The organism is Streptomyces sp. Ru73 (assembly GCF_002920575.1).
In the GTDB taxonomy this organism is placed as follows: Bacteria; Actinomycetota; Actinomycetes; order Streptomycetales; family Streptomycetaceae; genus Streptomyces.
Window position 1 is genome coordinate 1 of record NZ_PQSQ01000106.1, and the last position, 25,699, is coordinate 25,699.

Sequence of the window (25,699 nt, forward strand, 5' to 3'; positions counted from 1 at the left end):
GTACCGCCGCGGGCGAACGCGCCCAGCGGTGCGAACAGTCCCATGCACAACGGTGGCAGCAGCCCCAGCAGCGTGACCGTCCCACTGCTGAACCCGGCAACCGGCGCCAACGGCCCGACCTGCCCGAATGCCACCCGCGTATTCAGACTGAGCAGCACGAACCCGACCACCAACAACACACCGGCAGCCCGCCTCTCGGACGGCGCGGCCCCACCAGAGCCCGAGCCCCCGGCGGACACGGACGAAGACGACGACGAAGACGATGAGGACGACATGCGAACGACGGTCATGAGCACAGCACCCCTTGGCGGCGAAGCGAACGGCACGGCCGGATGTCCCGGTAGTGTTCACGCTCAAGCGCACTTGAGTGCAAGCGAAGGGTGGCGGGTGCCATGCCCGAACTGTGGTCGATCAGCGATGTCGCCAGGGCCTTCGGCCTGTCGGTGTCAGCGCTGCGCTACTACGAAGAGTGCGGCCTGGTCCCGTCCACCGAGCGGCGCGGCCGCGTGCGGTACTACGACAGGGCGGCCCTGGAACAGCTCGCCTACGTCCAGCTGTGGCGCGAGGACGGCCTGATGTCGGTCGCCGACACCGCCGCCGTCGTGCACAACGACAGCGTCGCCGACCGCCGCGTACTGATCACCGCCCAGCGCGACACGATGCTCGCCCGCATCCGCAGCCTCACCCGCGCGGCCGCGGTCCTGGATCACATGCTGGGCTGCCGCACCGACCGAGCCCTGGAATGCCCGCTGACCGGCGCCTACATCAACTCCCGAGTAGACGCAGCCCTCTCCGGCGAACCCTTCGTGGACGACTTCCTCCCACCCCCAACAGACGAGACATGAACCGCGCCCTCGTACGCCTCCGCGTCGTCACCCACGCACCGCGCCTCACCACACCCGCCGGGGCCGCCTGAATCAGTACGACGCCGCGGCCCGGTCCGCCCGTGCAGGCGCATCCGTGAGGGCCGCCGCGAGGAGTGTGGCGGGGGCCGGCGCGGTGCCGTTGTGGAGTACTTCGGTGCGGTGTACGAGGCGTGGTGCGGAGAGTGTCACTGCGCGGACTCCGGCAGTGCCGTGCGTGCCGCGCACGGCCGCTGCGCCCACCGCTTCCACCATGCCAGCCGTGTCCTCGACCGCCGATCGGGGGAGGAGTGCGAGTCCGTGGCCGGCGGCGACGAGGCTGAGGAGGCCGCGGACGTCCGTCCCGTCGTAGCGCAGCGACGCGCGGAAGCCGTCGGTTCCGGCCGCGGTCCGTAGCCGTGCGAGCGGTACGGCCGTATCGGGTGCGTCGAGCCACCGGGCGTCGGTGAGGTCGGGCAACCGGAGGCCGGGCCGGCCCGCCAGGGGGTGCGGTGCGGGCAGTGCGACGACCAGCGGCTGCTCGGCGACCGCCCCGGCCGTCAGGGGGCCGGCGTCGGCGAGGTGCAGGGGATCGTTGGGCGCGACCGCACCGTCGACGAGACCGAGGTCCAGGTCGGCCGTCGCGACATCACGTACGACCGCATCGCGCCCGAGGACCCGTACCGTCACCTCCAGCAGGGGCTGCTGCCGGCGCACCTCGGCCAGCGCGGCACCGAGCCGGTGCGTCGGAGCCAGGGGTGACACGCCGACGACGAGCCGCGTTGCGGGCGCGGAAGTCAGCCGCGCGATGTCGGCCCGGGCGGCTTCCAGCCGCAACAGCAGCGGACCGGCATGCTCCAGCAACCGCTCGCCGGCCCGGGTCGGCGTGACCGGGCGCCGCCGCAGCAGAGGCGTACCGAGATCGCTCTCCAGCGCGGCGATGTGCTGGGACACCGCCGACTGGGTGTACCCCAGCTCGCGGGCGGCGTCGGAGAAGGACCCGCAGCGGGCAACGGTCACGAACGTACGGAGGAGGTGCGGATCCATGTCCATCAGTATGGCTGTGCCCATCAGTATCGCTAATGGGGTGGTCAGGAATCATCGTTGGCGCTGAAGTCGGTGGCTCGCTGAAGATGTCGGCATGCCTGATACCCGCATGCACTCACCGGCCGGTCCTCCCTCCGCTTCGCCTGCTCCCTCTCCCTCTCCCTCTGCTTCGGCCGGGCCGCTCACTCCGTACGGGCCGGCTTCGACGGCGGCCCGGATCGCGCTGGTGGGGGACCGCTCGCCCAGCGTCCGGGCCCACATCCGCGTGCCGGCGCTCCTCGACGCACTGGCTCGGCGCGACCAACTCGTGCTGGACGCCTACTGGATAGGGACCCAGGACGCGGAAGCCGACGACGCCCTCGCCGGGTTCGACGCCGTCTGGCTGCTGCCGGGCAGCCCGTACCGCAGCGAAGCCGGCGCGGTCGCCGCGGTCCGTACCGCACGCGAGCGCGGCATCCCCTTCCTTGGTACTTGCGCCGGTTTCCAGCACGCCCTGCTGGAGTTCGCGCGCCATGTCTGCGGCCTCCCGGACGTCCAGCACGCCGAGAACCGACCGGAGGCCGAGGACCCACTGATCGTCCCGCTGTCCTGCTCCCTGCGTGGCCACGAAGGTGTGGTCGAGGCAGCGGCGGGGACGCTGGCGCAGCGCGTACTGGGCGCGGAGCGGACCGTCGAGCGGTACAGCTGCTCGTTCGGCCCCGGAGCGGCTCACCTCGATGTGCTGCGTGCGCACGGACTGTGCTTCAGCGGCACGGACCCGGACGGTGAGGTGCGGATGGCGGAACTGCCGGAGCATCCCTTCTTCCTCGCCACCCTCTTCCAGCCGGAACTCGCCGGTGACGGCACCCGCCCCCACCCGGTCATCCGCGCACTGGCCACAGCGGCCGTCGAGCACGCGGCCAGAGAGCACGCGGTCACAGAGCACGCGGTCACAGGGCACGCGGCCGGCAAGGTGATGTCTGCGTGCTGAGGTGGTCAGGGCAGGGGCGCCGGCACGGAAGCACCTTTCGTTCTCGTGGACCGGCCCCGGCGGGCCTACGCGCCTGAGGTGTGGTCGCCGCTCGGGGCCTTGCTCAGGTCGACGACGCAGAAGGCGTTGCCGTCCGGGTCCGCCAGGACGATGAAGTCGGGGTCGGGCGGGTAGAGGTCCCAGGCGACCTTGGTGGCCCCCAGGCCGAGGAGCCGGTCGACCTCGGCCGCCTGCTCCTCGGGAGTGTCGACGAACAGGTCGAGGTGGAGGCGGGGGCGCGGCTCGGCCGGTGATTCGCTGCGCATCAGGGCCAGGGCGCGGCCGGAGCCGTCGCGGTGGTTGAGGGTACGCCAGTTCTCGCTCTCCCATTCCGCGGTGGGCACGAGGTCCAGTGCCGCCGTCCAGAACGCCACGGCGCGGGGGAGGTCCACCACGCCGATGACCGGGAATCCAAGTCTCAGCATGGGGCGAGGCTACGGAGTCGTGCTGCCCGGCGTCACGTCTCCTTCCTGCGTGGCGTCACGTGTTCCTCCCGTGTGGCGTCACGTGTTCCTCCCGTGTGGCGCCACCTGTTCCTCCCGTGTGGCGTCACGTCTCCTTCCCGTGCGGCGCCCCGGAGTGGTTGCTTCCGCTGTGGCGTGTGTCGAGTAGGGTCCGGCGAGCGAGCAGTACGGATCGAGGAGGCCAGTGGCGTGACCGGGCATCAGGTGCCGGCAGGGGGAGCGGGCGGAACCGTGGTGGCGGGTGCGCCGGGAGTCCAGGCGCAGGAGCGCAGACTCCGCCGTGACCTGGGCTTCTGGGGACTGACCGGCATCGGTTTCTCCAACATCGTCGGCTCCGGCTGGCTGTTCGCGGCGATGTACGCGGCACAGGTTGCGGGGCCCGCCTCCCTGCTGTCCTGGGTGGGCGCCGGGCTGCTGTGCGGCCTGGTCGCGCTGGTCATGATCGAGCTGGGCGCCTCGCGGCCGGAGGGCGGCGGCACGGTGCGCTGGCCCCTGTACGCCAGCGGGCGCCTCGTCGGCACCCTCATCGGCTGGTCGGTGCTGCTGTCCGTCGGCGGTACGGCGGCGGAGATCAGCGCGATCATGCAGTACGCCGCGCATTACCTCCCGGGCATCTACAACGGCCACACCCTCACGTTCGCCGGACTGGCCCTCGCCGTCGGCCTCAGCGTCCTGCTGACGGCGGGGAACTGGTTCGCCGTACGGCTGTTCGCCCGGCTCAACAACCTCGTCTCGGTGTTCAAGATCGCCGTGCCGGTCGTCACCGTCATCGCGCTGATCGCCTCCGGCTGGCACTCCGGCCGCCTCACCGACCACGGCGGGTTCGCGCCGTACGGCTACGTCGCCTGCCTGACCGCACTGGCCGGCGGCGGCATCGTCTACTCCGTCAATGGCTTCCAGGCCCCACTGGACTTCTCCGGCGAGACCCGCAACCCGCGCCGCACCCTCCCCGCCGCCGTCCTCACCGGCATCGGCCTGGCGGTGCTGATGTACCTGGTCCTGCAGGTGGCCTTCCTCTTCACCGTCCCCGAGCACCTGCTCGGCCACGGCTGGCAGGGCGTCTCGTTCGACTCACCGTTCGGGCAGCTCGCCCTCATCCTCAACCTGCACTGGCTGTCCAGCCTGCTGTATGCGGACGCGGTGGTCTCGCCCGGCGGTTCGGCCTACGTCGGTGTCGCGCTCGACGCACGCCACACCTACGCGCTCGCCAAGAACGGCACGATCCCGCGGTACTTCATGAAGGTCGACCGGCGGTTCGGTGTGCCGCGCCGGGCACTCGCGGTCAACCTCGCCGTCATCGTGGTGTTCCTGCTGCCGTTCGGCGGCTGGCAGGACATCGTCAGTGTCATGGGCGACATGTACCTGCTGATCTACGCCGCGTCCGCGGTCGCCGTCGCCGTCTTCCGCGCCGAACCGGGCGGGCGCACCGCCGGCTGGGTTCCCGGGCTGCAGTGGATCGCACCGCTGAGCTTCGTGGTGGCGAGCGAGTTCGTCTACTGGTCGGGCTGGCAGGACCTCCGGCTGGCCCTGCCGCTGGTGTTGGGCGGACTGCTGATCTTCCTGGCGATGCGTCGCCCGGGGGCTGAAGCCGCGGGCGGGGCCGGAGCCGGGCGCGGCGCCGGGACCGGGGCCGGCTCGGGTGGAAGCGATGGCACGGCAGGCAGCGATGACACCGGCGACAGCGAAGGGGCCGCCGGCAGTGGGGGCATCGGCCCGCGCCACCGTTCGCTCGCCGCCGAGCTGCGTACGGGCGCCTGGCTGGTGACGTACCTCGTCGCGCTGACCGTGCTCTCCGGGCTCGGCACCTTCGAAGGCACCGGGCTGCTCCCCGCTCCGTACGACTCGATCGCCGTCGCCGTCGTCGCCACGGCGGTGTTCTTCTGGGCGGTGCGCTCGGGCGTGCGCCACCTGTCGGCGACCCGCCCCGCGGCGGGGTGACCCGGCCGCTCCGCCGTGGGGAGGCGGGGCGGAGGAGCGGACGCGCGGCCGGGCCGGTGCCGGCGGTGGGGCGGGAAACAGAGGCGGAACGCCGCGCCCCGGCGAGGAGGGGGACCGGTGCCGGCACCGGCCACCGCCCGCCCCGGGGCCAGAACGGGACGCGGTACGGAACTCAGTTGGCGGACGCCTGGTAGAGGCCACGGCCGGCGCGCTGGGCGCGGGAGGTGGCAACCAGGCGGTCCAGGGTGCTGCGTACGGCGTTGACCGCGGCGGGGGAGTCGGCGCGGCCCACGGCCTGAGCGATGTCCCGGGCACGTACCGGCTTGCTGCCGGTCTCGGCGAGGGCGCTGACGACGCGCTCGGTCAGGCCGCCGTTGTCCTTCGCGGTACCGGAAGCCGAAGCGGTCGTCTTCTTGGCCGTCTTGGCCGTCTTGGCCGGCTTGGTCGTCTTGGCCTCGGTCTTGGTGTTGGCGGCCTTCGCCTTGGCGGTGCTGGTGGCCGTCGTCGCCTTGTTCTTCTTCGCGGCGGCGGTCTTGGCGGCCTTGGCCGACTCGGAGGTCTTGCCCGACTCGGTGGCCTTCGCCGACTCGGTGCTCTTGGTGCCGTCGGTGTTCTTCGCCGTGTCGGTGTTCTTCGTGGCCTCGGCGGCCTTGGCGGTGCCGGTGCCCTTGGCCGTGCCGGCGCCCTTGGCGGGCTGTGCGGTCGCGGTCTTCTTGGCGGTCGTCCGGCGCTTGCGCTGCGGCGTGGCCGTCGCCGCCTTCGCCGTCTTCTTCCGCGCCGTGCTGCCCGCGGCCTTGCGCGCCTTGGGCACGGCGGGAGCCGGGGCGGCGGCCTTCTCCTCCGTGACCTGCGACGGAGCGTCCGCCGACGAAGCGTCAGGCGACGTCTCCGCTGACGAGGCGTCCGAAGACGAGGTGTTCGACGGCGAAGCGTCCGAAGGCGACGGCTCCTTCGCCGCAGCGGACGCGTCCTTCGCCGGTGCGGCCTTCTCCGACGCGGCGGGCGCCTCGGTCTCCACCCGCGGGGCCGCGGCCTGGGCGGGCACCGGCGCGGAGGCGGCCGGCGCGTCCGCGGCAGCCGCCGCCACACCGTTCGCGGACAGTGCCTGCAGGGCCTGCAGAGCCGTACGCACCGAGTCCAACCGCGCGGTGACGGCGGCGAGTTCGTGCTCCAGTGTCTGCTGCTGCGCCTCCAGGCGCGGGAGTTCCTCTTCGAGCAGAGCCGTTGTGCTTTCGATGCTGCCCGGCGTGCTGACGGTGGAAGTCATGACGCTGCCTTTCTCTTTCCGGCCACCATGGCCATTTCGCGATGGTGCTGCAAGCAGCCTACGGGGCTGCCGTGGCGTTGTGTAACGATGACGGGTTCCCGGGACAATACGCATCGATGCATCGACGGATTCACGTCTATCGACGGATTCACACGGAGGGATTCAGATGTGGTGCGTGCTGTTCGAGGCGCGCCACTCGGGCGCCAGCACCGACCACACCTCGGTGTCCTGTCGCACGCCCCGGTAGGGGTGGTGCGCGCGCAGGACTCCGTCGCGGCTCATGCCGAGCCGCTTGGCCACGTTGATGCTCGGGGTGTTCGCGGAGGACACCTGCCACTCCACGCGGTACATCCCGCGTTCCTCGACCGCCCAGTCGATGAGCACGCGTACGGCGCGCGTGACCAGGCCACGTCCGGCGGCGGCCGGTTCGAGCCAGCAACCCGCCTCGCAGGTACCGGTACTGACGTCGAAAGTCCGGAAGAGGACGCCGCCGACGAGGAGCCCGTCGAGCCAGATGCCGTACAGCCGGCCGGTGTCGGCTGCGGCCTTGTCGGCGTACGACTGCAGCCAGCCGCGCGCGGAGTGGAGATCGGCCGTGGCGTCGGACAGTCCGATGTGCTGCCCGATGTAATCGCGCCCGCGGTCCATGTGCGCCAGGAATTCCTCGGCCTGCCACGGCTCCAGCGGCCGCAGTTCAGCCCCGTCCCCCAACGCTCTCGCGAACATCTCACCCTCCACACTGACTGCCAACAGTCCCCGAATCCTCGCACGACCGCTGTCCCTCCGACCCGGGATCCGCCATCCCGCCCACTTGTGTGGCCAGGCGTTGTATTGCCGAGCGGATGCCCCGGCCGTAGCCGTCGTCGTGGAGTGCGTCGTCGTGCCGTTGTGCCTGCGAGAGGTGGGCGCGGGCCCGTTCGGTGTCCCCGAGCCCGCCCCCTCCAGTGCGCGCAGGCCCTACGTGAGTTCGTCCCGCGGGTCTTCCTGCAGGTCGGTCATGTAGAGCGCGAGGACGCAACGGTGGAACGGATCGCCGGCATCGGCGATCTCCTCCCGGACGGCGGCGAACCGCTGCCGGGCGGCTTCGGTGTCTCCGGCGTGCTGCAGCCCGATGGCCTCCTCGATGCGCCGCATCGTCTCGTCTTCGTTCTTCTTTGTCTTGTCCTCGCCGGTCATGAGCCCCTCCGGTCATGAGCCCCTCCGGTCATGAGCCCCTCCGGTCATCAGCCAGGTCGTCAATCCTTCGGACAACCACCAGCGCCGTCGCCACCGCCACCGTCATTGCCACCGTCATTGCCACTGCCACCGTCATCGCCGAAGCAGTGCGTCGTGGCGAAGGCGGCCTGGTCGTGGGAGGTCGTGCCGCGGGTGATCCACCAGTGCGTGGGGTGCTCGCCGTAGAGGCCGAAGAGGGTGCCGGCGGCCCGTCCGTGCCGTCGCCGTCGAAGTCGGCGGCATCGACGGGCCGGGCGTGCCGCCACTTCGCGGGTGTCTTCTTGCCGTCGGCCCGTGCGGGGCCGTCCCGCCGTACGGCGGTGCGCCGGTCGCCGTCGATGAGCGTCGCGCCGTCGTAGGTGGCGACGAGGATGCCGCCGCGACCGTCACCGTCCGGGTCGGCGGCCACGAAGCCGCCGGGGCCGTAGTCGGTGGCACGCCCCTTGGGCGCCTCGGGCAGCCGGCGGGTGACCGAGGCGCCGCCGGCCACGGGGTACACCGTGAGCGAGCCGTCGACCTCGGGCGCCTCCGTCTCGTACCCCGGTTCGTCGTTGCGGCTGCCGTCGTCCCCGATGGCCACGTCGCGTCGCCCGTCCCCGTCGAAGTCGCCGAACGCGTGGGCGTTCCCCCGCCGCAGCCGTCGCCCGTCGGCGGACGGACCCGTGCCGGGGCGGGCCGGGTACAGGACGTTCCCGGACTGTTCGCCGTCGCTGACGGTGTGGAGCAGCAGCGAGGTGGCGCGCGGCTTGCCGGTGGGGTCGATGTCGTCGGCGACGAGCGAACCGTCCGCCCACGGCAGACCGGTGTCGGTGCGCGCCGGTTCGCCGCCACGCGTGAACGGGCCGTACAGCAGCACCACGGACGACTGGTTCCGCGCGAGCGCCGCGAGGTCGTGGTGCCCGTCCCCGTCGAAGTCACCGCGTACGACGGTCTCCACGCCCTGCTTCGACGCGCTCGCCGGAAGGCGCACCGGGGTGGCCGGCGACGTCCCGTCCGGCCCACCGGGACCGCCCCAGGCCACGTACGGGATGTTGCGCGCCGCTGACACGTTCCCGTCCGTCACGGTGTCGCCCGCGACGCCGGTGACGAAGTCAGGGAAGCCGTCGCCGTCCAGGTCGGCGGTGACCACTTCCTCCGCCGAGATGCTGTCGGGCCCGGCCGGCGCCGCGTACTGCTGCGTCTGCCCGGGCAGGCCCAGGTCGTGCCGCCCGTACACGGTGCGCGTCGCCGGGTCGAGCCCGCGGGCCGACCCGTAGACCACACCGATCCGTTCGTCGGCCGTCGCGCCGTTGCCGCCACCGGACGTCGCCGACACCGGCACCAGCAGGTCGCGGTGGCCGTCACCGTTGATGTCGTCGGGATCCTTCGTGCCCTTTCCCGGCGCCGGTGCCCGGCTCGCCGTGGGGGCGGTGGGCACGGCGTTCGCGCTGGCACTGCCCGAGGCAGCGGGCCGCCGGTCGGCGGAGCCACTGCCGCACCCGGCGAGCGGGGCGAGTACGGCGCACGCAGCGCACACGGCCAGGGATCGCACAACGGTACGAGTGTTCATGTCCCGTACATTCACACCTGCGGCCGCCGGACTCCAGTGGTAAGGCCGAGAGGGGTGTTACAGCTGTTACGGCCGTTGGTCACGCGGTGTCCGGTGCCGGTGCCGGAGCCGGGGGCTCTGCTGCCGGTGCCGGGTGCTCCGCTGTCGTCGGCCGCGCGGGGCGCCGGGCGATGAAGACGAGCTCCAGGCCGGGGCGGTCGGGGGCGTCGCGTACCTCCTCCACCACGAACCCCTGCGCGGCCAGATCCGCCTCTACCTCCCGCCGTTCGCGGAAACACAACGTCGATTCCGAGGTCAGCACCTGCCCGTCCGAGGCGAAGACATACGTCCAGCGGAACGTGACCAGCGGCCGGGCCACCGCCGTGACCTCCACCCAGCTCTCGACCGCGCCGACGCCCGGCACCTCCGTCACGCCGTACGACACGTCGCGGTTCCACCGCTCCCAGGCGCGCCGCGCCGGGTCCCGGGTCTCGAACACCAGCCGTCCGCCGGGCCGCAGCGCTTCGAAGATGCCGCGCAGCGTCGCCCGCCACGCCCGCGGGTCGGTGATTTCCTGCGCCGCGTTGGCCGTCATCGTCGCGAGGTCCACTTGCAGGGGCGGCAGTGCGGTCGCGTCACCGCAGAGCCACCGCACCCGCTCGCCGCCCGGCTTGCCCCGGGCCACGTCGAGGGAGGCCCGGGCCGGATCGACACCGGTCACCTCGATCCCGCGGGCGGCCAGCAGGAGCGCCAGCACCCCCGTGCCGCAGCCCACGTCCAGCACGCGACGCGCCCCGAACTCCTCCGCCACGCGCACGTACGCGTCGAGGTCGCCGCGGTCGGGGTCGAGCGCGTCGTAGAGCGCGGCGAGCCGTGGATGCCGGAAGCACTCGTCAGCCATGCGGCCGAAGTTATGCGCTCAGCTCACTCGGTGGGAAGCGGGCAGGCGCCGGCCGGCGCGGTGGGTCCGGAGTTCCGCGTCGCGTACGCCATGTCCGCGCCGCAGCAGCCGCATCGCCCGACATACACCGAACATCCATACGGAGAACCCGTGCGGCGGATATAACTGGGCACATGACACTGAGTTGGAAGCTGGTCATCGACAGCCAGGACGCGCCCGCGCTCGCCGACTTCTGGGCCGAGGCGCTGGGTTACGAGGTGGAGGACCCGACTCCGCTGATCGAGCAGTTGCTGGCCAATGGCCATCTCAGCGCCGAGGCCGTGGTGCAGCACCGCGGCCGCAAGAACTTCCGTGGTTACGCCGCGATCCGTCACCCCGACGACCCGTACGACGCGACCAGTGGCATCGGGCACGGGCGCCGGCTGCTCTTCCAGGACGTGCCCGAGGCCAAGACCGGCAAGAACCGGCTGCACATCGACGTGCACAGCGAGGCACATGGCGAGTCCGGCGACCGTGCGGGCGGCCTCGAAAAGCTGGTGGCACGGCTGGAGGACCTCGGTGCGCGCCGCGTCCAGGAGGTGAACAAGGGACCTGCGGGGCACTGGTGGCTCATGCAGGATCCCGAGGGCAACGAGTTCTGCGTCGCGTAGCGCCGCGCAGGGGGACCCACCTGGCACTGTCGCGCACACCGCGTGGACGGCGCGCCTCGCGCACACCGCCCGTGTGGACGGTGCCGGTGCACACCGCGGTCACCGGCTCGCTCACTCCGTCGCCACCTGCACGATCATCTTGCCCGTGTTGGCGCCGCCCAGCATGCCGAGGAACGCGTCCACCAGGCTGTCGAAGCCGTGCGTCATGGTGTGCACGTCCTGCACGCGTCCCGCCTGCAGATGCGGTACGAGGAAGTCCTCCAACTCGCCTTGTGCGTCACGGTGGTTGCGTACCAGTACGCCCTCCAGGCGGAGGCTCTTCTCCACGATGTCGTAGAGATTGCGGGGCGCGGCGGGCGGCCGGGCGCTGTGGTACTGCGCGATCGCGCCGATCCACGCGATCCGGCCGAACTCGCGGAGGCCCTGGATGGCGCCTTCGAGGTGGTCACCGCCGACGTTGTCGAGGTAGACGTCGATGCCGTCGGGCGCCGCCTTGGCGAGCAGGTCGCCGACCGGACCGTCGTGGTAGTCGAAGGCCGCGTCGAACCCCCACTCCTCGGTCAGCCGCCGGACCTTGGCTGGGGAGCCGGCGCTGCCGACGACGCGGCCCGCGCCCAGCAGCCGGGCGAACTGGCCCGCCGCGCTGCCCACACCGCCCGCCGCAGCGGAGATGAAGACGTCCTCGCCGGGCTGCAGGCGCGCCGTACGGGTCAGTGCGACGTACGCGGTGAGGCCCGTGCCGCCCAGCACGCCCAGGTAGGTGTGGGCCGGTACGCCCCGGTGGCTGGGCAGGACGCGTACCTCGTCCGGGGTGACCAGCGCGTGGGTGCGCCAGCCCTTGCGGTGGAAGACGAGGTCGCCCGCCTTCAGGTCCGGGGTGCGGGATGCGGTCACGCGGCCGACGGAACGGCCCTCCAGCGGGGTGTGCAGGTCCCAGCCGCCGTCCATGAGTTCGCGCATGTAGGGGTCGACGGAGAGGTAGAGGTTCGCCACCAGCGCCTCGCCCGGGGCGGGCGCGGGCACGGTGTCCTCGACGAAGGCGAAGTGCTCGCGGGTGGGGAAGCCGTCGGGGCGGGCGGTCTGGTGGACGAAGCGGGCTGCCGTGCCGGTCACGCGTACTCCTGAGTGGATGGGGCGGTGAGGCGCGGCAGGAACTGGAAGGAGAGTGGGTGCCGCGGTGTGATCACCGTAGGGCGGGGTCCGCCCGCTGGGCAGGGGCCGCCATCGATGGATGGCCGCATTCCATGAACGGCGTTCATGGAATACTCGCGAACATGACCGACCTCGCGCCGCACGAGCTGCGCATATTGATCGCCGTCGAGCGCGAGCGCGGCTTCACCGCCGCTGCCGCGAGCCTGGGCATGACCCAGTCCGCCGTCTCGCACGCCGTACGGACCTGCGAGCGCAAGCTCGGCGCCGTGCTCTTCGACCGCGGCCGCCACGGCGCGCAGCCCACCGCCGCCGGCACGCGGGCGGCCGCCTACGCCCGGCGGATCGTGCGACTGATGCGGGCGATGGGGGAGGAGGTGCGCGGTACGGAGGACGGCGCGGTCACCGGCCCCCTGCGCATCGCGGCGTTCCGCAGCGCAGCGGCCCACCTGCTGCCCGCCGTGCTCGAAAGCCTGACGGCCCGTCACCCGGGGCTGTCGCCCGAGGTGCGGATCGTCCGGGAGATCGGCCGGGGCACGGCGGGCGAGGTCGCCGACGGCCGTGCCGACCTGGGGCTGGCGACACTGGACGGCACGGGCCCGCCGCTCGGCCTGTCCGGTGCGCGCCTCTTCGAGGAGCCGTACGCGCTGGCGCACCCGGCCGGCAGCGCGGGCACCGATCCCCGCACGCTGCCACTGATCGACTGGGACGAGAACTGCGGTTCCTACACCCGCGAGTGGTGGGCGGGACAGGACTGGATACCTCCGGCCACGGTCCGGGTCGAGGACGACACCGTGGTGCTGTCGATGATCGCCCGCGGCATGGGCATGTCGATCATGCCCAGGATGACCCTGACCGGCGCCCCGCCCGGCGTCACCGTCACCCCTCTCACCCCGGACCCGCCCCACCGGACCGTCGGCTACGTCACCACCCCCGAATGCGCCGACTCGGCAGCCGTCCGGGCCCTGATCCGCGCCCTCCGCTCCACGGTTGCTTCCCCCGACTGGCTCGGCAGGACACCGGCCGTGCGCTGAGCCGCGGTACGTGCCGGGGCGCCGCCGGGTGTCTGACCCGCACGCCGGGGCACCGCCCGGGGGGGCGAACGACCGGTGCCGAGGGCGGGCTCCGAAGTGTGTCGGCAGTGGGCTTGCAGTTGCCGTTGCGGCAGCTTCTACCGTGCTGAGCAGGGCCGGAGGGACCGGTCCTGTGAGTACTCGTGAGGGAGGCGGCGATGGTCTGGCCGATCGCGGAGGTCGCGCGGATGTCGGGCGTCACGGCCCGGACGCTGCGGCACTACGACGAGATCGGGCTGCTGCCGCCGGCCACGATCGGCAGCAACGGGCACCGCTGCTACGGCGAGCGCGAACTGCTGCGGCTGCAGCAGATCCTCGTCCTGCGGGCGCTCGGCCTGGGGCTGCCGGAGATCGGCCGCGTCCTGGCCGAGCAGGTCGACGAGCTGGACGCCCTGCGCGCCCACCACCGTCGGCTGCTCGCCGAGCGCGACCGGCTGGCGGCGCTGGCCGGCACCGTCTCCCGCACGATCGCCGAGCTGGAGCAGTCCAGGAAGGACGGCACGCCCATGACCAGCGTCAACCGGCCGGAGAACCTCTTCGAAGGGGTCCGGCCCGGCCAGTACGGGGAGAGCCTGCGGGACTTTCCCGAGCACGCCGCCGAAGTCGGGCGGCGCACCGCGGGGATGAGCCAGGAGGAGATCGAGGCGGGCCAGCGCGAGCGTACGGCGCAGATGATCCGGCTGGCCGAGCTGCTGGCCGCCGGTGTGCCCGCCGACGCCGAGGCGGTGCAGGCGGAGGTCGACGGTCAGTACCGGGCGCTGGCCGGGATGCGCGCGGTGTCCACCGAGGAGTTCCGCGCGATGGGGCGCTCCTGCGTGGACAACGCGCAGTGGTGCGCCGCGTACGAGGCGATCGCGCCGGGGCTGGCCGCGTACCAGCGGGACGCCATCGACGCGTACGCGGATACACGGCTGACCTGAGCCGGGAGACGGGCTGACGGCGGGGGGCTCCCCGGCTGTCGGCCCGGTGTCAGCCGGCCGGGGCCGGGCCCGACGTGTCGGCCGCCAGGGACACGGCGAGCGCGCCGAGCACCGTGCCCATCAGATAGCGCTGCACCTTCAGCCAGGAGACGCGGCGCGCGAGAAAGGCGGCGATGGTACCGGCCGCCAGCACGATGGCGAGGTTGACCGCGATGCTGACCGCGATCTGCACCGATCCGAGTACGAGCCCCTGCAGCAGCACATGACCGGCCGTCAGGTCGACGAACTGCGGAATGAGGGAGAGGTACATGATGGCGATCTTCGGGTTGAGCAGGTTCGTCATCAGCCCCATCGCGAACAGCTTGCGCGGCGAGTCGTGGGGCACGTCCTGCGGCGTGAAGACGGAGACGCCGCCCGGCTTCAGCGCCTGCCAGGCGAGGTAGGCGAGATACACGGCGCCGGCGAGCTTCACCGCCACGTACAGCTCGGGCACGGCGAGGAGGACGACCGACAGGCCGAGGTTCGCGGCCAGCAGGTACACCAGGAACCCGAGGGCGACCCCGCCGAGGGAAACGAGGCCGGCGCGTCTGCCCTGGGTGATGCTGCGGGACACGAGGTAGATCATGTTGGGGCCCGGGGTGAGCACCATGCCGAGGGCGACCACGACGACGCCGAGTATCCCGCTGATGTCCACCATGAATCCCCCTGATTGCACGCCTCGTTGGGCGTTGCTTCGTACGCGATGGAGGGCGCCGCCGCACTGCGGGCCGACGCCGTGAGGAGCCTATTGCCCAACCCGGATCGGTGCAATATGGACATTGCTCTCGGTGCAATGCTGGTGTTGTGATTGGGTGGCCCCATGCGCGACTACCGAAGCGTCGCCGACCGGGTGGCCGCGGACATCGAGGCGGGGGTCCTCCGGCCGGGCGACCGGCTGCCCCCGCAGCGCACGTTCGCCCGTCAGTACGGCCTCGCCAACTCCACCGCCATCCGCGTCTACCAGGAGCTGGCCCGCCGCGGGCTCACCGTGGGCGAAGTGGGCCGCGGTACCTTCGTACGGGCGGTGCCTCCCGCGGCCGCGCCCGCCCTCACCGAACCCGCCGGCGGCGACCGCGTCGACCTGGAACTCAACTACCCGGTCGTGCCCGAGCAGGCCGCGCTGCTGGCCGAGGGCCTCGGCGGGCTGCTGCGCCACGACGTCCTGGAGCACGCACTGCGGCCGGTCGGCGCGGCCGGCCTGCCGCACGCCCGGGAGGCCGCCGCCGACCTGCTGGCCCGTGGCGGCTGGCGCCCGGACCCCGCACACGTACTGTTCGCGGGCAACGGGCGGCAGGCCCTCTCGGCCGCCCTCACCGCCCTCGCGCCACCGGGCGCCCGGCTCGGCGTCGAGGAGCTGACGTACCCGGTCATCAAGGCCATCGCCGCACGGCTCCACGTCACGCCGGTACCGCTGGCCATGGACGAGGAGGGACTGATCCCCGAGGCGGTGGCGGAGGCCCACAGCGCGGCGCCGCTGCACGCCGTCTACGTCCAGCCGACGCTGCACAACCCGCTCTCGCTCACCATGCCCCGCGCCCGCAGGGAGCGGCTGGCCGAGGTGCTGTTGCGCTCCGGCATCCCCGCCGTCGAGGACGCCATCTGGGGCTTCCTCCGTACGGACCCGCCGCCGCTGGCCGCGCTGGCGCCCGAACTGACCGTCCTCGTCGACAGCCTGTCCAAGCGCATCGCGCCCGGCCTGACGGTGGGTTACCTCGCGGCGCCGGGCTCCCTGACGGGTGACCTCGGCAACGCACTGCGGTCCGGGGGCTGGGGCCCGATGCACGTCGCACTGGCGGCGGCCACTCGCTGGCAGCAGGACGGTACAGCGCAGACGCTCGTACGGGCCAAGCGGCGGGAGGCGGCGGTACGGCAGGAGATCGCGGCCCGGCACCTGGCCGGTTTCGCGGTGCGGGGCGATCCGCACGCGTACCACTGCTGGTGGCGGCTGCCGCGGCCGTGGCGCGCCGACACCTTCGTCGCGGCGGCCGCACGCCACGGCATCGCGCTGGCGCCGGCCGCCGCGTTCACGGTCGGCGACAGCCACGCACCGAACGCCGTCCGGCTCGGCCTCGCCACACCCGAACGGGACGCACTGGCAAGGGCGTTGACGACGCTGGCCGGACTCGCCCGCAGCGCCCCGGACGACCTGGCCACCGACTGACCGGCCGTCTGGGCGAGCGCCTGAGCGAGCGCCTGAGGGGTCGGTGCCGATGCCGGTGCCGGGGCCGGTTGCGGGCGCCGGGGCCCGCACCGCCGGCGAACGCGTCAGCGGGTGCGGCGCCCGTGTGCGCTCATGCCCTTGGTGGCCGCCTGCGTGATGTTGCGTGCCATCCCGCCGAAGACGACCGAGTGGAACGGGGCCACGCTCCACCAGTACGCGTGGCCGGACAGGCCGCGGGGGTGGAACAGGGCGCGCTGCCGGTAGCGCGTGCGGCCGTCGTCGTCCGTCTCGGCGTACATCTCCAGCCAGGCCAGACCCGGCAGCCGCATCTCGGCACGCAGCCGCAGCAGGTGTCCCGGCTCGATCTCCTCCACCCGCCAGAAGTCGAGGGAGTCACCGGTCCGCAGCCGTTCCGCGTCGCGGCGCCCGCGCCGCAGGCCGACCCCGCCGACGAAGCGGTCCAGCCAGCCCCGTACGGCCCAGGCGAGGGGGAACGAGTACCAGCCGTTGTCACCGCCGATGCCCTCGATCACCCGCCACAGCGCCTCGCGCGGCGCTTCCACGGTCAGCTGCCGCTCGTCCTTGTAGAGGCTGCCGCCCGCCCAGTCCGGGTCGGTGGGCAGGGGGTCGCTCGGCGCGCCGGGCACCGCGGCCGACGACCAGCGGGTCACCACCTCCGCCTCGCGCACCCGCCGCAGCGCGAGCGCCAGCGCGTCGTCGAACGGCAGCGGCGACGGCTCCGGCCCGGAAGTGTCGGGTACGAATTGCGCGATGTCGTGCTCGCCGCACACCACTTCGTGCCGCAGCGACTCCGTGAGCGGGCGGGCGAGGGAGGCCGGCACCGGGGTCACGATGCCGACCCACAGGCTGGACAGGCGCGGCGTGAGCATCGGCACGGGCACGATCAGCCGGTGGCGCAGGCCTGCCACCACGGCGTACCGGCGCATCATCTCCCGGTACGTGAGGACGTCCGGGCCGCCGATGTCGAAGGTGCGGTTGACCTCGGTGGGCATCCGGGCCGACGCCACCAGATAGCGCAGTACGTCACGGACGCCGATCGGCTGGATGCGGGTCCGTACCCAGCTCGGTGTGACCATGACCGGCAGCCGCTCGGTCAGGTACCGCAGCATCTCGAACGACGCGGAACCGGACCCGATGATCACCGCGGCCCGCAGCACGGTGGCGGGCACCGGAGCGTCGAGGAAGATCCGGCCCACCTGGGCGCGCGAGCGCAAGTGCCGGGACAGCTCGTGCTCCGGGACGCCGGAGGGCGTCAGACCGCCCAGGTAGACGACGCGCCGTACGCCGGCGGCGTGTGCCTGCTCGGCGAAGATCCGCGCGGCCCGCCGGTCCTTCTCCTCGAACTCGGAGCCGATGCCGAGCGAATGCACCAGGTAGTAGGCGACGTCGATGCCGTCCAGGGCGGCGGCGACGGACGGTGCGTCGGTGACATCCCCCTCGACCACCTCGGCCTCGCCCGCCCAGGGATGGTCGCGCAGCTTGCCCGGCGTGCGGGCCAGACACCGCACCCGGTGCCCGGCCTGCAGCAGCTCGGGGACCAGCCGGCCGCCGAGGTAACCGGAGGCCCCCGTCACCAGGCAGCGCAGCCCGGCGGCGTCCTGCGGTGCGCCCGTCCGCACGGCCGCCTCCCTTCCACGGCACGCCCGCCGTGTTGGTCCTCCGTCGATTATGACCGGACGCGGGGGAGCGGCCAGGGGACCGGCCGGCCACGTGCGTGTCGCGGCGCAGCGTTCGCCGGGACGGCCCCACCGCTCCGCCGGCCCGCTGCCGGGCAGGCCGTCTCCCCGCGGTGCGCAGCCGCGCGAAGCCCGGCTTCTCGCGGCCCGGAGCCGCGGAAAACCACTGTCCCGGCGGTCCGTCGCCGGGAGAGGGTGTGACCGTCGGAACGGACGAGGCGAGGGAGCGGAGTCGAGTGACCGTGGGAAGCGGAACGCTGCGCGTGGGCGGGGAAGTGACGGTCAGGCTGGTGAAGCGGGCGCGGACCAAGGTGCGTTACCCGGCGACCGTGCTGCACGACGACGGCACGCACGTCGTCGTGCGCGCGCCGTGGGCGGGGGAGGGGACGCGGGACTTCGGGTTCGTGCGCTTCGAGCCGGGTGATGTGTTCACCGAGCACTTCTGGCGCGACCGCTGGTACGCCGTCAAGGAGGTGCGTACCGCCGACGGCACCGTCAAGGGCTGGTACTGCGACGTCACGCGCCCCGCTGACGTCGGCCCTGACGGCATCACCGTGGAAGACCTGGACCTCGACCTGTGGCTGTCGGCGGACGGCGGGACCGTACTGCGGCTGGACGAGGACGAGTTCGCGGCCAGTGGCCTCGCGGACCGTGATCCCGCGGCGGCGGCCGCGGCCCGCCGCGCACTGGACGAACTGGAGTCACTGGCCCGCGCGGGGGCCTTCGGCCGGTGGGACGGCACCGCCGCTACCTGAGCCGTGCGGCGACGCCCACCCCGTAAACCGCACGGCACCGCCGCTTCCTGAGCCGTGCGGGGAGGACTCGGCCCCTCAGCCCTCCTCGTCCGCGAAGTCCCCGTCCGTGGACGCCCCGTCCGCGAAGGCGCCGTTGGCGGTGAAGGCCAGCTTCGCGAAGCGTTCGCCGATGCGGCGGTGGGCGGCGGCGTCCGGGTGCAGCTGGTCCGGCAGCGGCAGTTCGGCGAAGTCCGCCTCGCCGTAGAGGTCGCGGCCGTCCAGGTAGTGCAGGTGCGTGTCGTCGGCCGCGCGCTGCCGCACGATGCGGGCCAGCTCCGCCCGGATGACGTTGAGCGTCAGCTTTCCCGCCGACCGCTCGGCGGGGTCGCCCTCGGCCCGGAACTGGAGCCGCCCGGCGCTGAGGTTGCCGAAGTCCGGCGCGCTGGGGCCGGGCGTGTCCTCGTGGATGGGGCAGAGGAGGGGCGAGACGACCAGCAGTGGCGTGTTCGGGTGGCCCTCGCGGATGGTGTCGAGGAAGCCGTGCACGGCCGGGGTGAAGGCGCGGAGCCGCATCAGGTCGGCGTTGACCAGGTTGATGCCGATCTTCACGCTGATCAGGTCGGCGGGGGTGTCCCGCAGCGTGCGCGCGACGAAGGGATCGAGCAGTGCGCTGCCGCCGAACCCCAGGTTGATCAGCTCGACGCCGCCGAGGGAAGCGGCGAGCGCGGGCCAGGTGGTGGTCGGCGCGTCGGTGTCGGAGCCGTGGCTGATCGAACTGCCGTGGTGCAGCCACACCTTCCGCCCCGGGTCCGGTGCCGGTTCGACGGGGGCGTCGGTGCGCAGGGCGACGAGTTCGGTGGTTTCGTTGTGCGGCAGCCAGATCTCGACGTTCTTGTCCGTGCCGGGGAGGCCGGTGAAGCGGAGTGTGCCGGGCTCGCCGGACTGCTGCTCGAAGGTGCCGGCGGTCATGTCGATGGTGAGGGTGTTGCCGCCGGTCACGCTCGCCCGGCCGGCCGGGCGGCCGTCGACGAGCAGGTCGTACAGCCCGTCGGGTCGGGGCGGTGCGCCGACGTAGACGCGCTTGGTGGGCAGCGTGTCCAGTTCGATGGCGGTGGCGCGGGTGCGGAAGACCAGCCGTACGCCGGAGGGCTGGGACTCGGCCATGGCCAGCTGCCCGTCGGTGTACTGGGCGCGGGCCCAGGCGGGCAGCCGGTGGGGCAGCACGCCGCGCTCGGTGCGCTCCACGTCGAGTGCGCCGCGCAGGAGGTCAGCGGTGACGGGCGTGGTGATCGGCGTGCTGGTCCAGTGGTGCTCGGTGTGCATGGCTTCAACCTGTTGTTCGGGGTGGGGGAGCGCGGGACGGCGCGGGGCCCTTACGCCGCCGGCCAGTTCCGCAGCAGGGCGTCGAGGGCGTCCAGGATGCGCGTCCAGGTCTGCTGCGAGTCGGGCGCGCTGTGGTCGAACCCACCGCCCAGCTCCAGGCTGACGTAGCCGTGGAAGACGCTGCCCAGCAGCCGGACCGCATGGGTCTGGTCCGGCTCCGACAGGTCGTACCCGCGCAGGATCGCGCGCGTCATCTGCGCGTGCCGGCCGCCCGCGCTGGCGGCGGCCGCTTCGGGGTCCAGCCGCAGCTGGGCCGCGGCGTAACGCCCGGGGTGCTCCCGGGCGTAGTCGCGGTAGACGTTCGCGAGCGCGGTCAGGGCGTCCTTGCCGGCCCGCCCGGCCAGCGCGTCGGCGGCCCGGTCGGCGAGCTCCTCCAGCGCGAGCAGGGCGATCCGGGTCTTGAGGTCGTGGGAGTTCTTCACGTGCGAGTACAGGCTCGCGACCTTGACGTCGAACCGCCTGGCGAGCGCCGAGACGGTCACCTGCTCGAAGCCGACCTCGTCGGCCAGCTCGGCCCCCGCCTCCGCCAGCCGTCCGGCGGTCAGCCCCGCACGCACCATCACTGTCCTTCCTCACTGCCTTTCCGCTGCCTACCTAAAGCCAGTGTGCATCTTCCTAAAGGTATTAGGCAAGTCGCTATGAGGCATAGGGTGGGCCTTCCGTGCCGGGCCCCCGCGGCCGGACGCCGCACCCGACGGGACCGGGCACGAGATGTCGGGTCCGGGCGGGTGCGGAATTCCTAACGTGAGGGCTGTCAAGGAAGGAGACCGAGGTGCTGGAGCGGCTGAACGAAGCCCTGGAACACATCGAGTCGCACCTCGATCAGCAGATCGAGGCGACCGAGCTGGCGCGGATCGCGATGACGTCGGAGTACCACTTCCGCCGCATGTTCTCCGCGCTGGCGGGCCTCCCGCTGTCGGAGTACGTCCGCCGCAGGCGGCTCACCGTCGCCGGGGCCGAGGTGCTCGCCGGCGAACGCACACTGCTGGAGATCGCGGTGCGGTACGGCTACGGCTCGGGGGAGGCGTTCGCGCGTGCGTTCCGGGCCGTGCACGGTGTGGGGCCGGGCGAGGCCCGGCGGACCGGTGCGGCGCTGCGCTCCCAGCCCCGGATGTCCTTCCGCCTCATCGTTGAAGGGAGTAGCAGCATGGAGTACCGGGTCGTGGCGAAGGAAGAGTTCCGTATCGTCGGCAAGAAGGCCCGCGTCCCGCTGGTCCACGTCGGGGTGAACCCGGCGATCGCGGAGTTCATCCGCGGCATCGGCCAGGAGACGGTACGGCGCATCGCCGCGCTGTCGGACCAGCAGCCGGAGGGGATCGTCGCGGTCAGCGACGACCTCGACCCGAGCCGCGCCGAGGGCACCGAACTCGACTACTACCACGGGGTGGTGACCGGTGCCGCCGCACCGGCGGACCTGGACGAACTCACCGTTCCCGCGGGCACGTGGGCCGTCTTCGCGAACTCCGGGCCGTTCCCGCAGGCGCTCCAGTTCCTGTGGCGGGACGTCTTCACGCAGTGGTTCCCGTCCAACCCGTACCGGAGCAGGCCGGGCCCCGAGATCCTGCGCACCCGCCTGTCGCAGGACGGGACACAGGCCGAAGCGGAGCTCTGGATCCCCGTGGAACGGACCACCGTCTGACCCACGGTGAGACGCAGGTCACACGCATCCGTGTCACAGGCCGGCGGGCTGCCCCGTCTGAAGGGTGTAGCCACCACCACCACGGAGGAGCACACCATGGACGCGCGACTCGACTACTTCACCAGCCCCACCGCCGGCAAGGCCCTCAAGCACCTGATGTCGGCGGGCAAGGCGGTCAAGGACTCGCCGGTGCCGGCCGCCACGCAGGAACTGGTGGCACTCCGGGTGAGCCAGATCAACGGCTGCGCCGTCTGCATCGACATGCACACCAAGGAGGCCGCGGCGGCCGGTGAGACCGCGGTACGGCTGAACCTGGTCGCGGCATGGCGCGAGGCCACGGTCTTCACCGACGCCGAGCGTGCCGCGCTGCACCTGGCGGAGGAGGGCACCCGGGTCGCCGACGCGGCCGGCGGCGTCAGCGACGAGGTGTGGGCCGCCGCCGCCAAGCACTACGACGAGGAGCAGCTCACCGCCCTGGCGATGCTGATCTCGTTCATGAACATGGTGAACCGGCTGAACGTCATCGCCCGGCAGCCGGCGGGCAGTTACGAGGTCGGCCAGTTCCACTGACGCGACCGGCCGTCGGCGACCGGTCGCCGACGGCCTCGCCCGTCACCGCCTACCCGTACTCTTGCGCTGTGACCAAGCAGCACAGGGCCGTCGACGTGTGTGTCGACGCGATGATCGAAGACCTCAGGACGCTCGTCGAAACCGAGTCTCCCTCGCGCGATGCCGAGGCGCTCAAGGCTTCGGCCGCGGCGGTCGCCGCCGTCATCGAGCGCCGCCTCGGCGGCCGGGCCGCCCTCGTGGAGAGCCCGGCCGGGCCGCACGTCCACTGGGCGGCCGGCGGCGACCCCGAGGTGCTGATCCTCGGCCACCACGACACGGTGTTCCCGCTCGGCACCCTCGCGCGCCGCCCGTTCCGCGTCGAGGACGGCAAGGCCACGGGCCCCGGCGTCTTCGACATGCTCGGCGGCCTGGTGCAGGCGATCCACGGCCTGGCGGCGCTCGACGACCTCTCCGGTACGGAGATCCTGGTGACCGCCGACGAAGAGGTCGGCTCGCACGCCTCACGGGCCCTCATCGAGGAGCGGGCCCTGGCGTGCGGCGCCGTCCTCGTCTTCGAGGGCGCTGCCGACGGCGGCGCGCTGAAGACCGGGCGCAAGGGCTGCGGCACGTTCGAGGTCACCATCACCGGCCGGGCGTCACACGCCGGCCTGGAGCCGGCGGCCGGCATCAACGCCCTGATCGAAGCGTCGCACCAGGTGCTGGACATCGCCGCGCTCAGCCGTCCCGAGATCGGTACGACGGTGACCCCGACCGTCGCCACCGCCGGCACCCTCGACAACGTCGTGCCCGCCGAGGCCACCGTCGTCGTCGACGTCCGCGTCGAGACGGCAGCCGAAAAGGAGCGCATCGAGGCCGCGTTCGCCGCCCTCACGCCCCGTCTCGACGGCGCGCGCCTCGCGGTACGGGGAGCCGTCGGCCGGCCGCCGATGCCCGAATCGGCATCGGCCGCGCTCTTCGCGATGGCCAAGCGGCTGCGGCCGGGCCTCGAAGGCACGGCGGTCGGCGGCGGAAGCGACGGCAACTTCACCGCCGCACTGGGCGTCCCCACGCTCGACGGCCTCGGCGCGGTGGGCGGCGGTGCCCACGCCGACCACGAGTACCTGATGGTCGACGCCATGGCCGAGCGCGCACGGCTGGTCACCGGCCTGGTCGACGCAATCCGCCGCGCATAGCCGACGGCCGCCCGCAGCGTCGGCGGGCGTGCTGCCGGTCGTATGGGCGCCACCGCTACGGGGCATCGATGTGGTCGCCGACCTCGTGTCGCGCGGCCGGGTGCCCTCTCGCGTCAGTGGTCAGTAGGACTGGAGCTCCCAGAGGTTGCCGTCCGGGTCGCGTACGTGGGCGGTGCGCATGGTGGGGCCCCACTCGGGGCGGTCGGCCGGCTGGGCGGCGACTGTGGCGCCGTGGCGGGTGCAGAGATCGAAGGCGGCCTGCACGTCGGGGACCCGGCTGACCAGCATGGTGGAGTTGCCCAGCCTGGGTTCGCCGCCGCCCCGCAGCTCTCCGGCCAGCGCCTCGCGGTCGAGCAGCGCGAGTATGCCCTCGTCGCCCACGTCCCAGCTCGCGTACGGGCCGTTCTGGTCGCCCCGGGTGCGGGTGGCGCCGAGGAGGGCGGGCAACACGGCGTCGTAGAAGCCGAAGGTCTCGGCGAAGCGGGAGGTCAGCAGGCGTGGGTGCAGGGCGTCCATGACGGTTTCCTCACTCGCGTGCGGGCGTGGCTGCGCTCGTTATTCGTAGGTGGTGACCAACTATTGGAGCGTGCCTATGATGGCACCGTGTCTGACTCACCGCCAACCCTGACCGGGCTCACCACGTACCTGCTGTCCAAGGTGGGCAAGGAGGCGCGGTCCCGGCTCACGGCCCGGCTCGCGGAGCGGGAACTGCGGCTGTGGCACATGGCAGTGCTCGCCGCGCTCGCCGACTTCGGCCCCGACGCCCAGCGTCCGCTCGCCGAACGCCTCGGGATCCACGTCAGCGACATGGCCAGAATCCTGGACGAGCTGTCCCGCACGGGCCATGTGGTCCGCGAGCGGGACCCGGCCGACCGGCGCCGGGTACTGGTGACGCTCACCCCGCAGGGGCGGGCGCTGCTCGCCGGGCTGATGGACGAGGCGACCGCGGTCCAGGACGAGATGCTGGCGCCCCTGACCGCGCGTGAACGTGCCACGCTGCAACGGCTGTTGCTGAGGATCTACACGGAGGCCGAGGGCAGGAAGGGCTGAGTGCGGTGGCTCGGGCCGTCCGTCCCGCAGCGTCACGTTCTCCTGCGGCGGTCCCCCTCCCGTGGGCAGTCCTCACCACAGTTCTCTCTATCTCTGGTTGGAGACGGTGATCGCCCTGTGGCGTGATGCCCGGGGTATGCGCGTGACCATAGCCTGGGCACATCATGGAACGTCACGACGACCGGTGGCTGCCGGTCCTGCTGCTCGCTGCCCAGGTCATGGTGTGGCCCGGTGTCGCGCTGGTCCGGGGCGCCACGCCGACGGCCGCCGAACTGCTCGCCGCCGTACTGGTGGGCGGCCTGGTGACCGCCGCGCTGACGGCCCGCCGTACCCACCCGGTGCCCGTCCTCATCGTGGTGGCCGCGGTCTGCGCGATCGGCGCCGAACCGCTGCCCGCGGGCGCGGTGGCCGGGTACGGCACTGCGGCAGTGGCCCTCGCGCTGTACACGGTGGCCGCCGTACGCGACACCACCACCGCGCTGCTGTGCGTGGTGACCCTCGCGGTATGGCAGCTCGTGCACGGCATCAGCCTGCACGGACTCACCGGCGGCCACGCACCCGGCGGCGGCAGCGGCATCGCCGGCCAGGGGCTCGACCTCGTGCTCACCGCGCTGCTCTACGCCGCCGCCACCGGCGCGGGGCTGACCGTACGCCGCCGGCGCACCGCCCGGCAGGCCGCCGAACGCCGTCTGCACCGCGCGGAGGCCGAACGGCACCGGCTCCCGACGGCCGAACGGCGGCGCATGGAACGGGAGTTGCACGACGTCAGCGCGCACCACCTCACGGCCGTCGTCGTGACGGTGGAGGCGGCCCTCGGGCTGCGCGACCGGCGGCCCGAACTGGCCCAGCAGGCAGTGGAGTTCGCAGCCGAGACCGGGCGTGAGGTGACGCGCGCGCTGAGCGCGGTGCGGGCCCCGTCGCCCTCGGCGCAGGACGGCCCGGCGCCGGAGGAGCGGATGGGCGAGCTCGTGGCCGGCTTCCGTGCCCTCGGGCAGCCGGTGACCTGCGACGTCGGGGCGCTGCCCGACGGCCCCGTGGGCGACGTCGCGTACGCCGTCGTCCGCGAGGCGCTGACCAACGCCGTACGCCATGCCTCCGGCGCGCCCACCACCGTGCGCTGCACCTCCCAGGACGCCCGGACGGAGATCGTCGTACGCAACGCGGCGCCGGACGCGTCCGGCCCGTCGCGCGGGCAGGGGCTCGGCGGTGGACGCGGCCAGAACTTCCTGCGCGGCCGGGTGCGGGAGGCGG

The 25,699-nt window shown here is 72.7% G+C and carries 26 protein-coding genes; 13 read left to right on the top strand and 13 right to left on the bottom strand.

What is annotated here, in order from left to right; genetic code table 11:
- The first annotated feature begins 392 nt into the window (after nt 1-392).
- Nucleotides 393-845, top strand: a complete 453-nt coding sequence (locus C3486_RS31020; RefSeq protein WP_103836178.1) for a MerR family transcriptional regulator — start codon at nt 393-395, stop codon at nt 843-845.
- 72 nt (nt 846-917) lie between these two features.
- Here the strand turns inward: C3486_RS31020 and C3486_RS31025 are convergent, their stop codons facing one another.
- Nucleotides 918-1,889: a LysR family transcriptional regulator gene (locus C3486_RS31025; protein WP_103836205.1), complete on the bottom strand. Its 972-nt coding sequence runs from the start codon at nt 1,887-1,889 to the stop codon at nt 918-920.
- A gap of 109 nt (nt 1,890-1,998) precedes the next feature.
- Here C3486_RS31025 and C3486_RS31030 point away from each other — a divergent pair, with 109 nt between their 5' ends.
- A complete protein-coding gene (locus C3486_RS31030) occupies nt 1,999-2,859 on the top strand; it encodes a hypothetical protein (RefSeq protein WP_103836179.1) in 861 nt (286 codons plus the stop codon).
- A gap of 65 nt (nt 2,860-2,924) precedes the next feature.
- On the opposite strand, the gene C3486_RS31035 is transcribed toward C3486_RS31030, so the two are convergent.
- Entirely contained in the window at nt 2,925-3,323 is a 399-nt protein-coding gene (locus tag C3486_RS31035) for a VOC family protein (protein ID WP_103836180.1), read from the bottom strand.
- A gap of 270 nt (nt 3,324-3,593) precedes the next feature.
- On the opposite strand from C3486_RS31035, the gene C3486_RS31040 reads away from it, so the two are divergent.
- The gene (locus C3486_RS31040) at nt 3,594-5,300 is read left to right on the top strand and encodes an APC family permease (RefSeq protein WP_103836182.1); all 1,707 of its coding nucleotides are present in this window, start codon (nt 3,594-3,596) and stop codon (nt 5,298-5,300) included.
- 172 nt (nt 5,301-5,472) lie between these two features.
- Here C3486_RS31040 and C3486_RS31045 read toward each other — a convergent pair whose 3' ends face one another.
- The 5 genes from C3486_RS31045 to C3486_RS31065 form a co-directional block, all read right to left on the bottom strand.
- Nucleotides 5,473-6,567 (bottom strand): hypothetical protein, encoded by a 1,095-nt coding sequence (locus tag C3486_RS31045; protein WP_103836183.1) that lies wholly within the window; start codon nt 6,565-6,567, stop codon nt 5,473-5,475.
- A 162-nt stretch (nt 6,568-6,729) separates the two neighbouring features.
- Nucleotides 6,730-7,293: a GNAT family N-acetyltransferase gene (locus C3486_RS31050; protein ID WP_103836184.1), complete on the bottom strand. Its 564-nt coding sequence runs from the start codon at nt 7,291-7,293 to the stop codon at nt 6,730-6,732.
- A 231-nt stretch (nt 7,294-7,524) separates the two neighbouring features.
- The gene (locus C3486_RS38645; protein ID WP_308461277.1) at nt 7,525-7,743 is read right to left on the bottom strand and encodes a hypothetical protein; all 219 of its coding nucleotides are present in this window, start codon (nt 7,741-7,743) and stop codon (nt 7,525-7,527) included.
- Between the two features lie 28 nt (nt 7,744-7,771).
- On the bottom strand, nt 7,772-9,199 hold the full coding sequence (locus tag C3486_RS31060) for an FG-GAP-like repeat-containing protein (RefSeq protein ID WP_258053096.1): 1,428 nt from the start codon (nt 9,197-9,199) through the stop codon (nt 7,772-7,774).
- 211 nt (nt 9,200-9,410) lie between these two features.
- On the bottom strand, nt 9,411-10,211 hold the full coding sequence (locus C3486_RS31065) for a bifunctional 2-polyprenyl-6-hydroxyphenol methylase/3-demethylubiquinol 3-O-methyltransferase UbiG (protein ID WP_103836185.1): 801 nt from the start codon (nt 10,209-10,211) through the stop codon (nt 9,411-9,413).
- Between the two features lie 173 nt (nt 10,212-10,384).
- On the opposite strand from C3486_RS31065, the gene C3486_RS31070 reads away from it, so the two are divergent.
- Nucleotides 10,385-10,861, top strand: coding sequence for a VOC family protein (locus C3486_RS31070; RefSeq protein ID WP_103836186.1), 477 nt, complete (start codon nt 10,385-10,387; stop codon nt 10,859-10,861).
- A 111-nt stretch (nt 10,862-10,972) separates the two neighbouring features.
- Here C3486_RS31070 and C3486_RS31075 read toward each other — a convergent pair whose 3' ends face one another.
- Nucleotides 10,973-11,974 (bottom strand): NADP-dependent oxidoreductase, encoded by a 1,002-nt coding sequence (locus C3486_RS31075; protein ID WP_103836188.1) that lies wholly within the window; start codon nt 11,972-11,974, stop codon nt 10,973-10,975.
- Nucleotides 11,975-12,135: 161 nt separating this feature from the next.
- On the opposite strand from C3486_RS31075, the gene C3486_RS31080 reads away from it, so the two are divergent.
- Both C3486_RS31080 and C3486_RS31085 read left to right on the top strand, forming a co-directional pair.
- Entirely contained in the window at nt 12,136-13,044 is a 909-nt protein-coding gene (locus C3486_RS31080) for a LysR family transcriptional regulator (RefSeq protein WP_103836189.1), read from the top strand.
- Nucleotides 13,045-13,241: 197 nt separating this feature from the next.
- Nucleotides 13,242-14,003, top strand: coding sequence for a MerR family transcriptional regulator (locus C3486_RS31085; protein WP_103836190.1), 762 nt, complete (start codon nt 13,242-13,244; stop codon nt 14,001-14,003).
- Between the two features lie 49 nt (nt 14,004-14,052).
- Here the strand turns inward: C3486_RS31085 and C3486_RS31090 are convergent, their stop codons facing one another.
- Nucleotides 14,053-14,700 (bottom strand): LysE family translocator, encoded by a 648-nt coding sequence (locus C3486_RS31090; RefSeq protein WP_103836192.1) that lies wholly within the window; start codon nt 14,698-14,700, stop codon nt 14,053-14,055.
- A 162-nt stretch (nt 14,701-14,862) separates the two neighbouring features.
- Between C3486_RS31090 and C3486_RS31095 the strand changes: the two genes are divergently transcribed.
- Nucleotides 14,863-16,203: a PLP-dependent aminotransferase family protein gene (locus tag C3486_RS31095; protein ID WP_103836193.1), complete on the top strand. Its 1,341-nt coding sequence runs from the start codon at nt 14,863-14,865 to the stop codon at nt 16,201-16,203.
- Nucleotides 16,204-16,307: 104 nt separating this feature from the next.
- On the opposite strand, the gene C3486_RS31100 is transcribed toward C3486_RS31095, so the two are convergent.
- A complete protein-coding gene (locus C3486_RS31100) occupies nt 16,308-17,843 on the bottom strand; it encodes an SDR family oxidoreductase (RefSeq protein WP_103836194.1) in 1,536 nt (511 codons plus the stop codon).
- Nucleotides 17,844-18,136: 293 nt separating this feature from the next.
- Between C3486_RS31100 and C3486_RS31105 the strand changes: the two genes are divergently transcribed.
- Nucleotides 18,137-18,655, top strand: coding sequence for a DUF402 domain-containing protein (locus C3486_RS31105; RefSeq protein WP_103836196.1), 519 nt, complete (start codon nt 18,137-18,139; stop codon nt 18,653-18,655).
- A gap of 75 nt (nt 18,656-18,730) precedes the next feature.
- Here the strand turns inward: C3486_RS31105 and C3486_RS31110 are convergent, their stop codons facing one another.
- A complete protein-coding gene (locus C3486_RS31110) occupies nt 18,731-19,957 on the bottom strand; it encodes a GDSL-type esterase/lipase family protein (RefSeq protein WP_103836197.1) in 1,227 nt (408 codons plus the stop codon).
- Between the two features lie 50 nt (nt 19,958-20,007).
- Complete coding sequence (locus C3486_RS31115) at nt 20,008-20,577, bottom strand: TetR/AcrR family transcriptional regulator (RefSeq protein ID WP_103836198.1); 570 nt, start codon at nt 20,575-20,577, stop codon at nt 20,008-20,010.
- A 212-nt stretch (nt 20,578-20,789) separates the two neighbouring features.
- Here C3486_RS31115 and C3486_RS31120 point away from each other — a divergent pair, with 212 nt between their 5' ends.
- The 3 genes from C3486_RS31120 to C3486_RS31130 all read left to right on the top strand — a co-directional run bounded on the left by C3486_RS31120 (nt 20,790) and on the right by C3486_RS31130 (nt 23,398).
- The gene (locus C3486_RS31120; protein ID WP_103836200.1) at nt 20,790-21,656 is read left to right on the top strand and encodes an AraC family transcriptional regulator; all 867 of its coding nucleotides are present in this window, start codon (nt 20,790-20,792) and stop codon (nt 21,654-21,656) included.
- Nucleotides 21,657-21,752: 96 nt separating this feature from the next.
- A complete protein-coding gene (locus C3486_RS31125) occupies nt 21,753-22,226 on the top strand; it encodes a carboxymuconolactone decarboxylase family protein (protein ID WP_103836201.1) in 474 nt (157 codons plus the stop codon).
- Between the two features lie 110 nt (nt 22,227-22,336).
- A complete protein-coding gene (locus C3486_RS31130; RefSeq protein ID WP_103836207.1) occupies nt 22,337-23,398 on the top strand; it encodes a M20/M25/M40 family metallo-hydrolase in 1,062 nt (353 codons plus the stop codon).
- 120 nt (nt 23,399-23,518) lie between these two features.
- Here C3486_RS31130 and C3486_RS31135 read toward each other — a convergent pair whose 3' ends face one another.
- Nucleotides 23,519-23,914: a VOC family protein gene (locus C3486_RS31135; RefSeq protein WP_103836202.1), complete on the bottom strand. Its 396-nt coding sequence runs from the start codon at nt 23,912-23,914 to the stop codon at nt 23,519-23,521.
- Between the two features lie 87 nt (nt 23,915-24,001).
- Between C3486_RS31135 and C3486_RS31140 the strand changes: the two genes are divergently transcribed.
- Together C3486_RS31140 and C3486_RS31145 are read left to right on the top strand one after the other, a co-directional pair.
- Nucleotides 24,002-24,448 carry a MarR family winged helix-turn-helix transcriptional regulator gene (locus C3486_RS31140; protein WP_103836204.1) on the top strand — a complete coding sequence of 149 codons (447 nt, stop codon included), beginning with the start codon at nt 24,002-24,004 and terminating at the stop codon, nt 24,446-24,448.
- Between the two features lie 164 nt (nt 24,449-24,612).
- Nucleotides 24,613-25,699 (top strand): sensor histidine kinase (locus C3486_RS31145; RefSeq protein ID WP_258053097.1); only part of this gene is annotated, 1,087 nt, incomplete at its 3' end.

Bases quoted from the DNA above. Each gene is read 5' to 3' on its own strand.
- C3486_RS31020 (WP_103836178.1), top strand. From the start codon at position 393: ATGCCCGAACTGTGGTCGATCAGCGATGTCGCCAGGGCCTTCGGCCTG.
- C3486_RS31025 (WP_103836205.1), bottom strand. From the start codon at position 1,889: ATGGATCCGCACCTCCTCCGTACGTTCGTGACCGTTGCCCGCTGCGGG.
- C3486_RS31030 (WP_103836179.1), top strand. From the start codon at position 1,999: ATGCACTCACCGGCCGGTCCTCCCTCCGCTTCGCCTGCTCCCTCTCCC.
- C3486_RS31035 (WP_103836180.1), bottom strand. From the start codon at position 3,323: ATGCTGAGACTTGGATTCCCGGTCATCGGCGTGGTGGACCTCCCCCGC.
- C3486_RS31045 (WP_103836183.1), bottom strand. From the start codon at position 6,567: ATGACTTCCACCGTCAGCACGCCGGGCAGCATCGAAAGCACAACGGCT.
- C3486_RS31050 (WP_103836184.1), bottom strand. From the start codon at position 7,293: ATGTTCGCGAGAGCGTTGGGGGACGGGGCTGAACTGCGGCCGCTGGAG.
- C3486_RS38645 (WP_308461277.1), bottom strand. From the start codon at position 7,743: ATGACCGGCGAGGACAAGACAAAGAAGAACGAAGACGAGACGATGCGG.
- C3486_RS31065 (WP_103836185.1), bottom strand. From the start codon at position 10,211: ATGGCTGACGAGTGCTTCCGGCATCCACGGCTCGCCGCGCTCTACGAC.
- C3486_RS31070 (WP_103836186.1), top strand. From the start codon at position 10,385: ATGACACTGAGTTGGAAGCTGGTCATCGACAGCCAGGACGCGCCCGCG.
- C3486_RS31080 (WP_103836189.1), top strand. From the start codon at position 12,136: ATGACCGACCTCGCGCCGCACGAGCTGCGCATATTGATCGCCGTCGAG.
- C3486_RS31085 (WP_103836190.1), top strand. From the start codon at position 13,242: ATGGTCTGGCCGATCGCGGAGGTCGCGCGGATGTCGGGCGTCACGGCC.
- C3486_RS31090 (WP_103836192.1), bottom strand. From the start codon at position 14,700: ATGGTGGACATCAGCGGGATACTCGGCGTCGTCGTGGTCGCCCTCGGC.
- C3486_RS31095 (WP_103836193.1), top strand. From the start codon at position 14,863: ATGCGCGACTACCGAAGCGTCGCCGACCGGGTGGCCGCGGACATCGAG.
- C3486_RS31110 (WP_103836197.1), bottom strand. From the start codon at position 19,957: ATGCACACCGAGCACCACTGGACCAGCACGCCGATCACCACGCCCGTC.
- C3486_RS31115 (WP_103836198.1), bottom strand. From the start codon at position 20,577: ATGGTGCGTGCGGGGCTGACCGCCGGACGGCTGGCGGAGGCGGGGGCC.
- C3486_RS31125 (WP_103836201.1), top strand. From the start codon at position 21,753: ATGGACGCGCGACTCGACTACTTCACCAGCCCCACCGCCGGCAAGGCC.
- C3486_RS31130 (WP_103836207.1), top strand. From the start codon at position 22,337: ATGATCGAAGACCTCAGGACGCTCGTCGAAACCGAGTCTCCCTCGCGC.
- C3486_RS31135 (WP_103836202.1), bottom strand. From the start codon at position 23,914: ATGGACGCCCTGCACCCACGCCTGCTGACCTCCCGCTTCGCCGAGACC.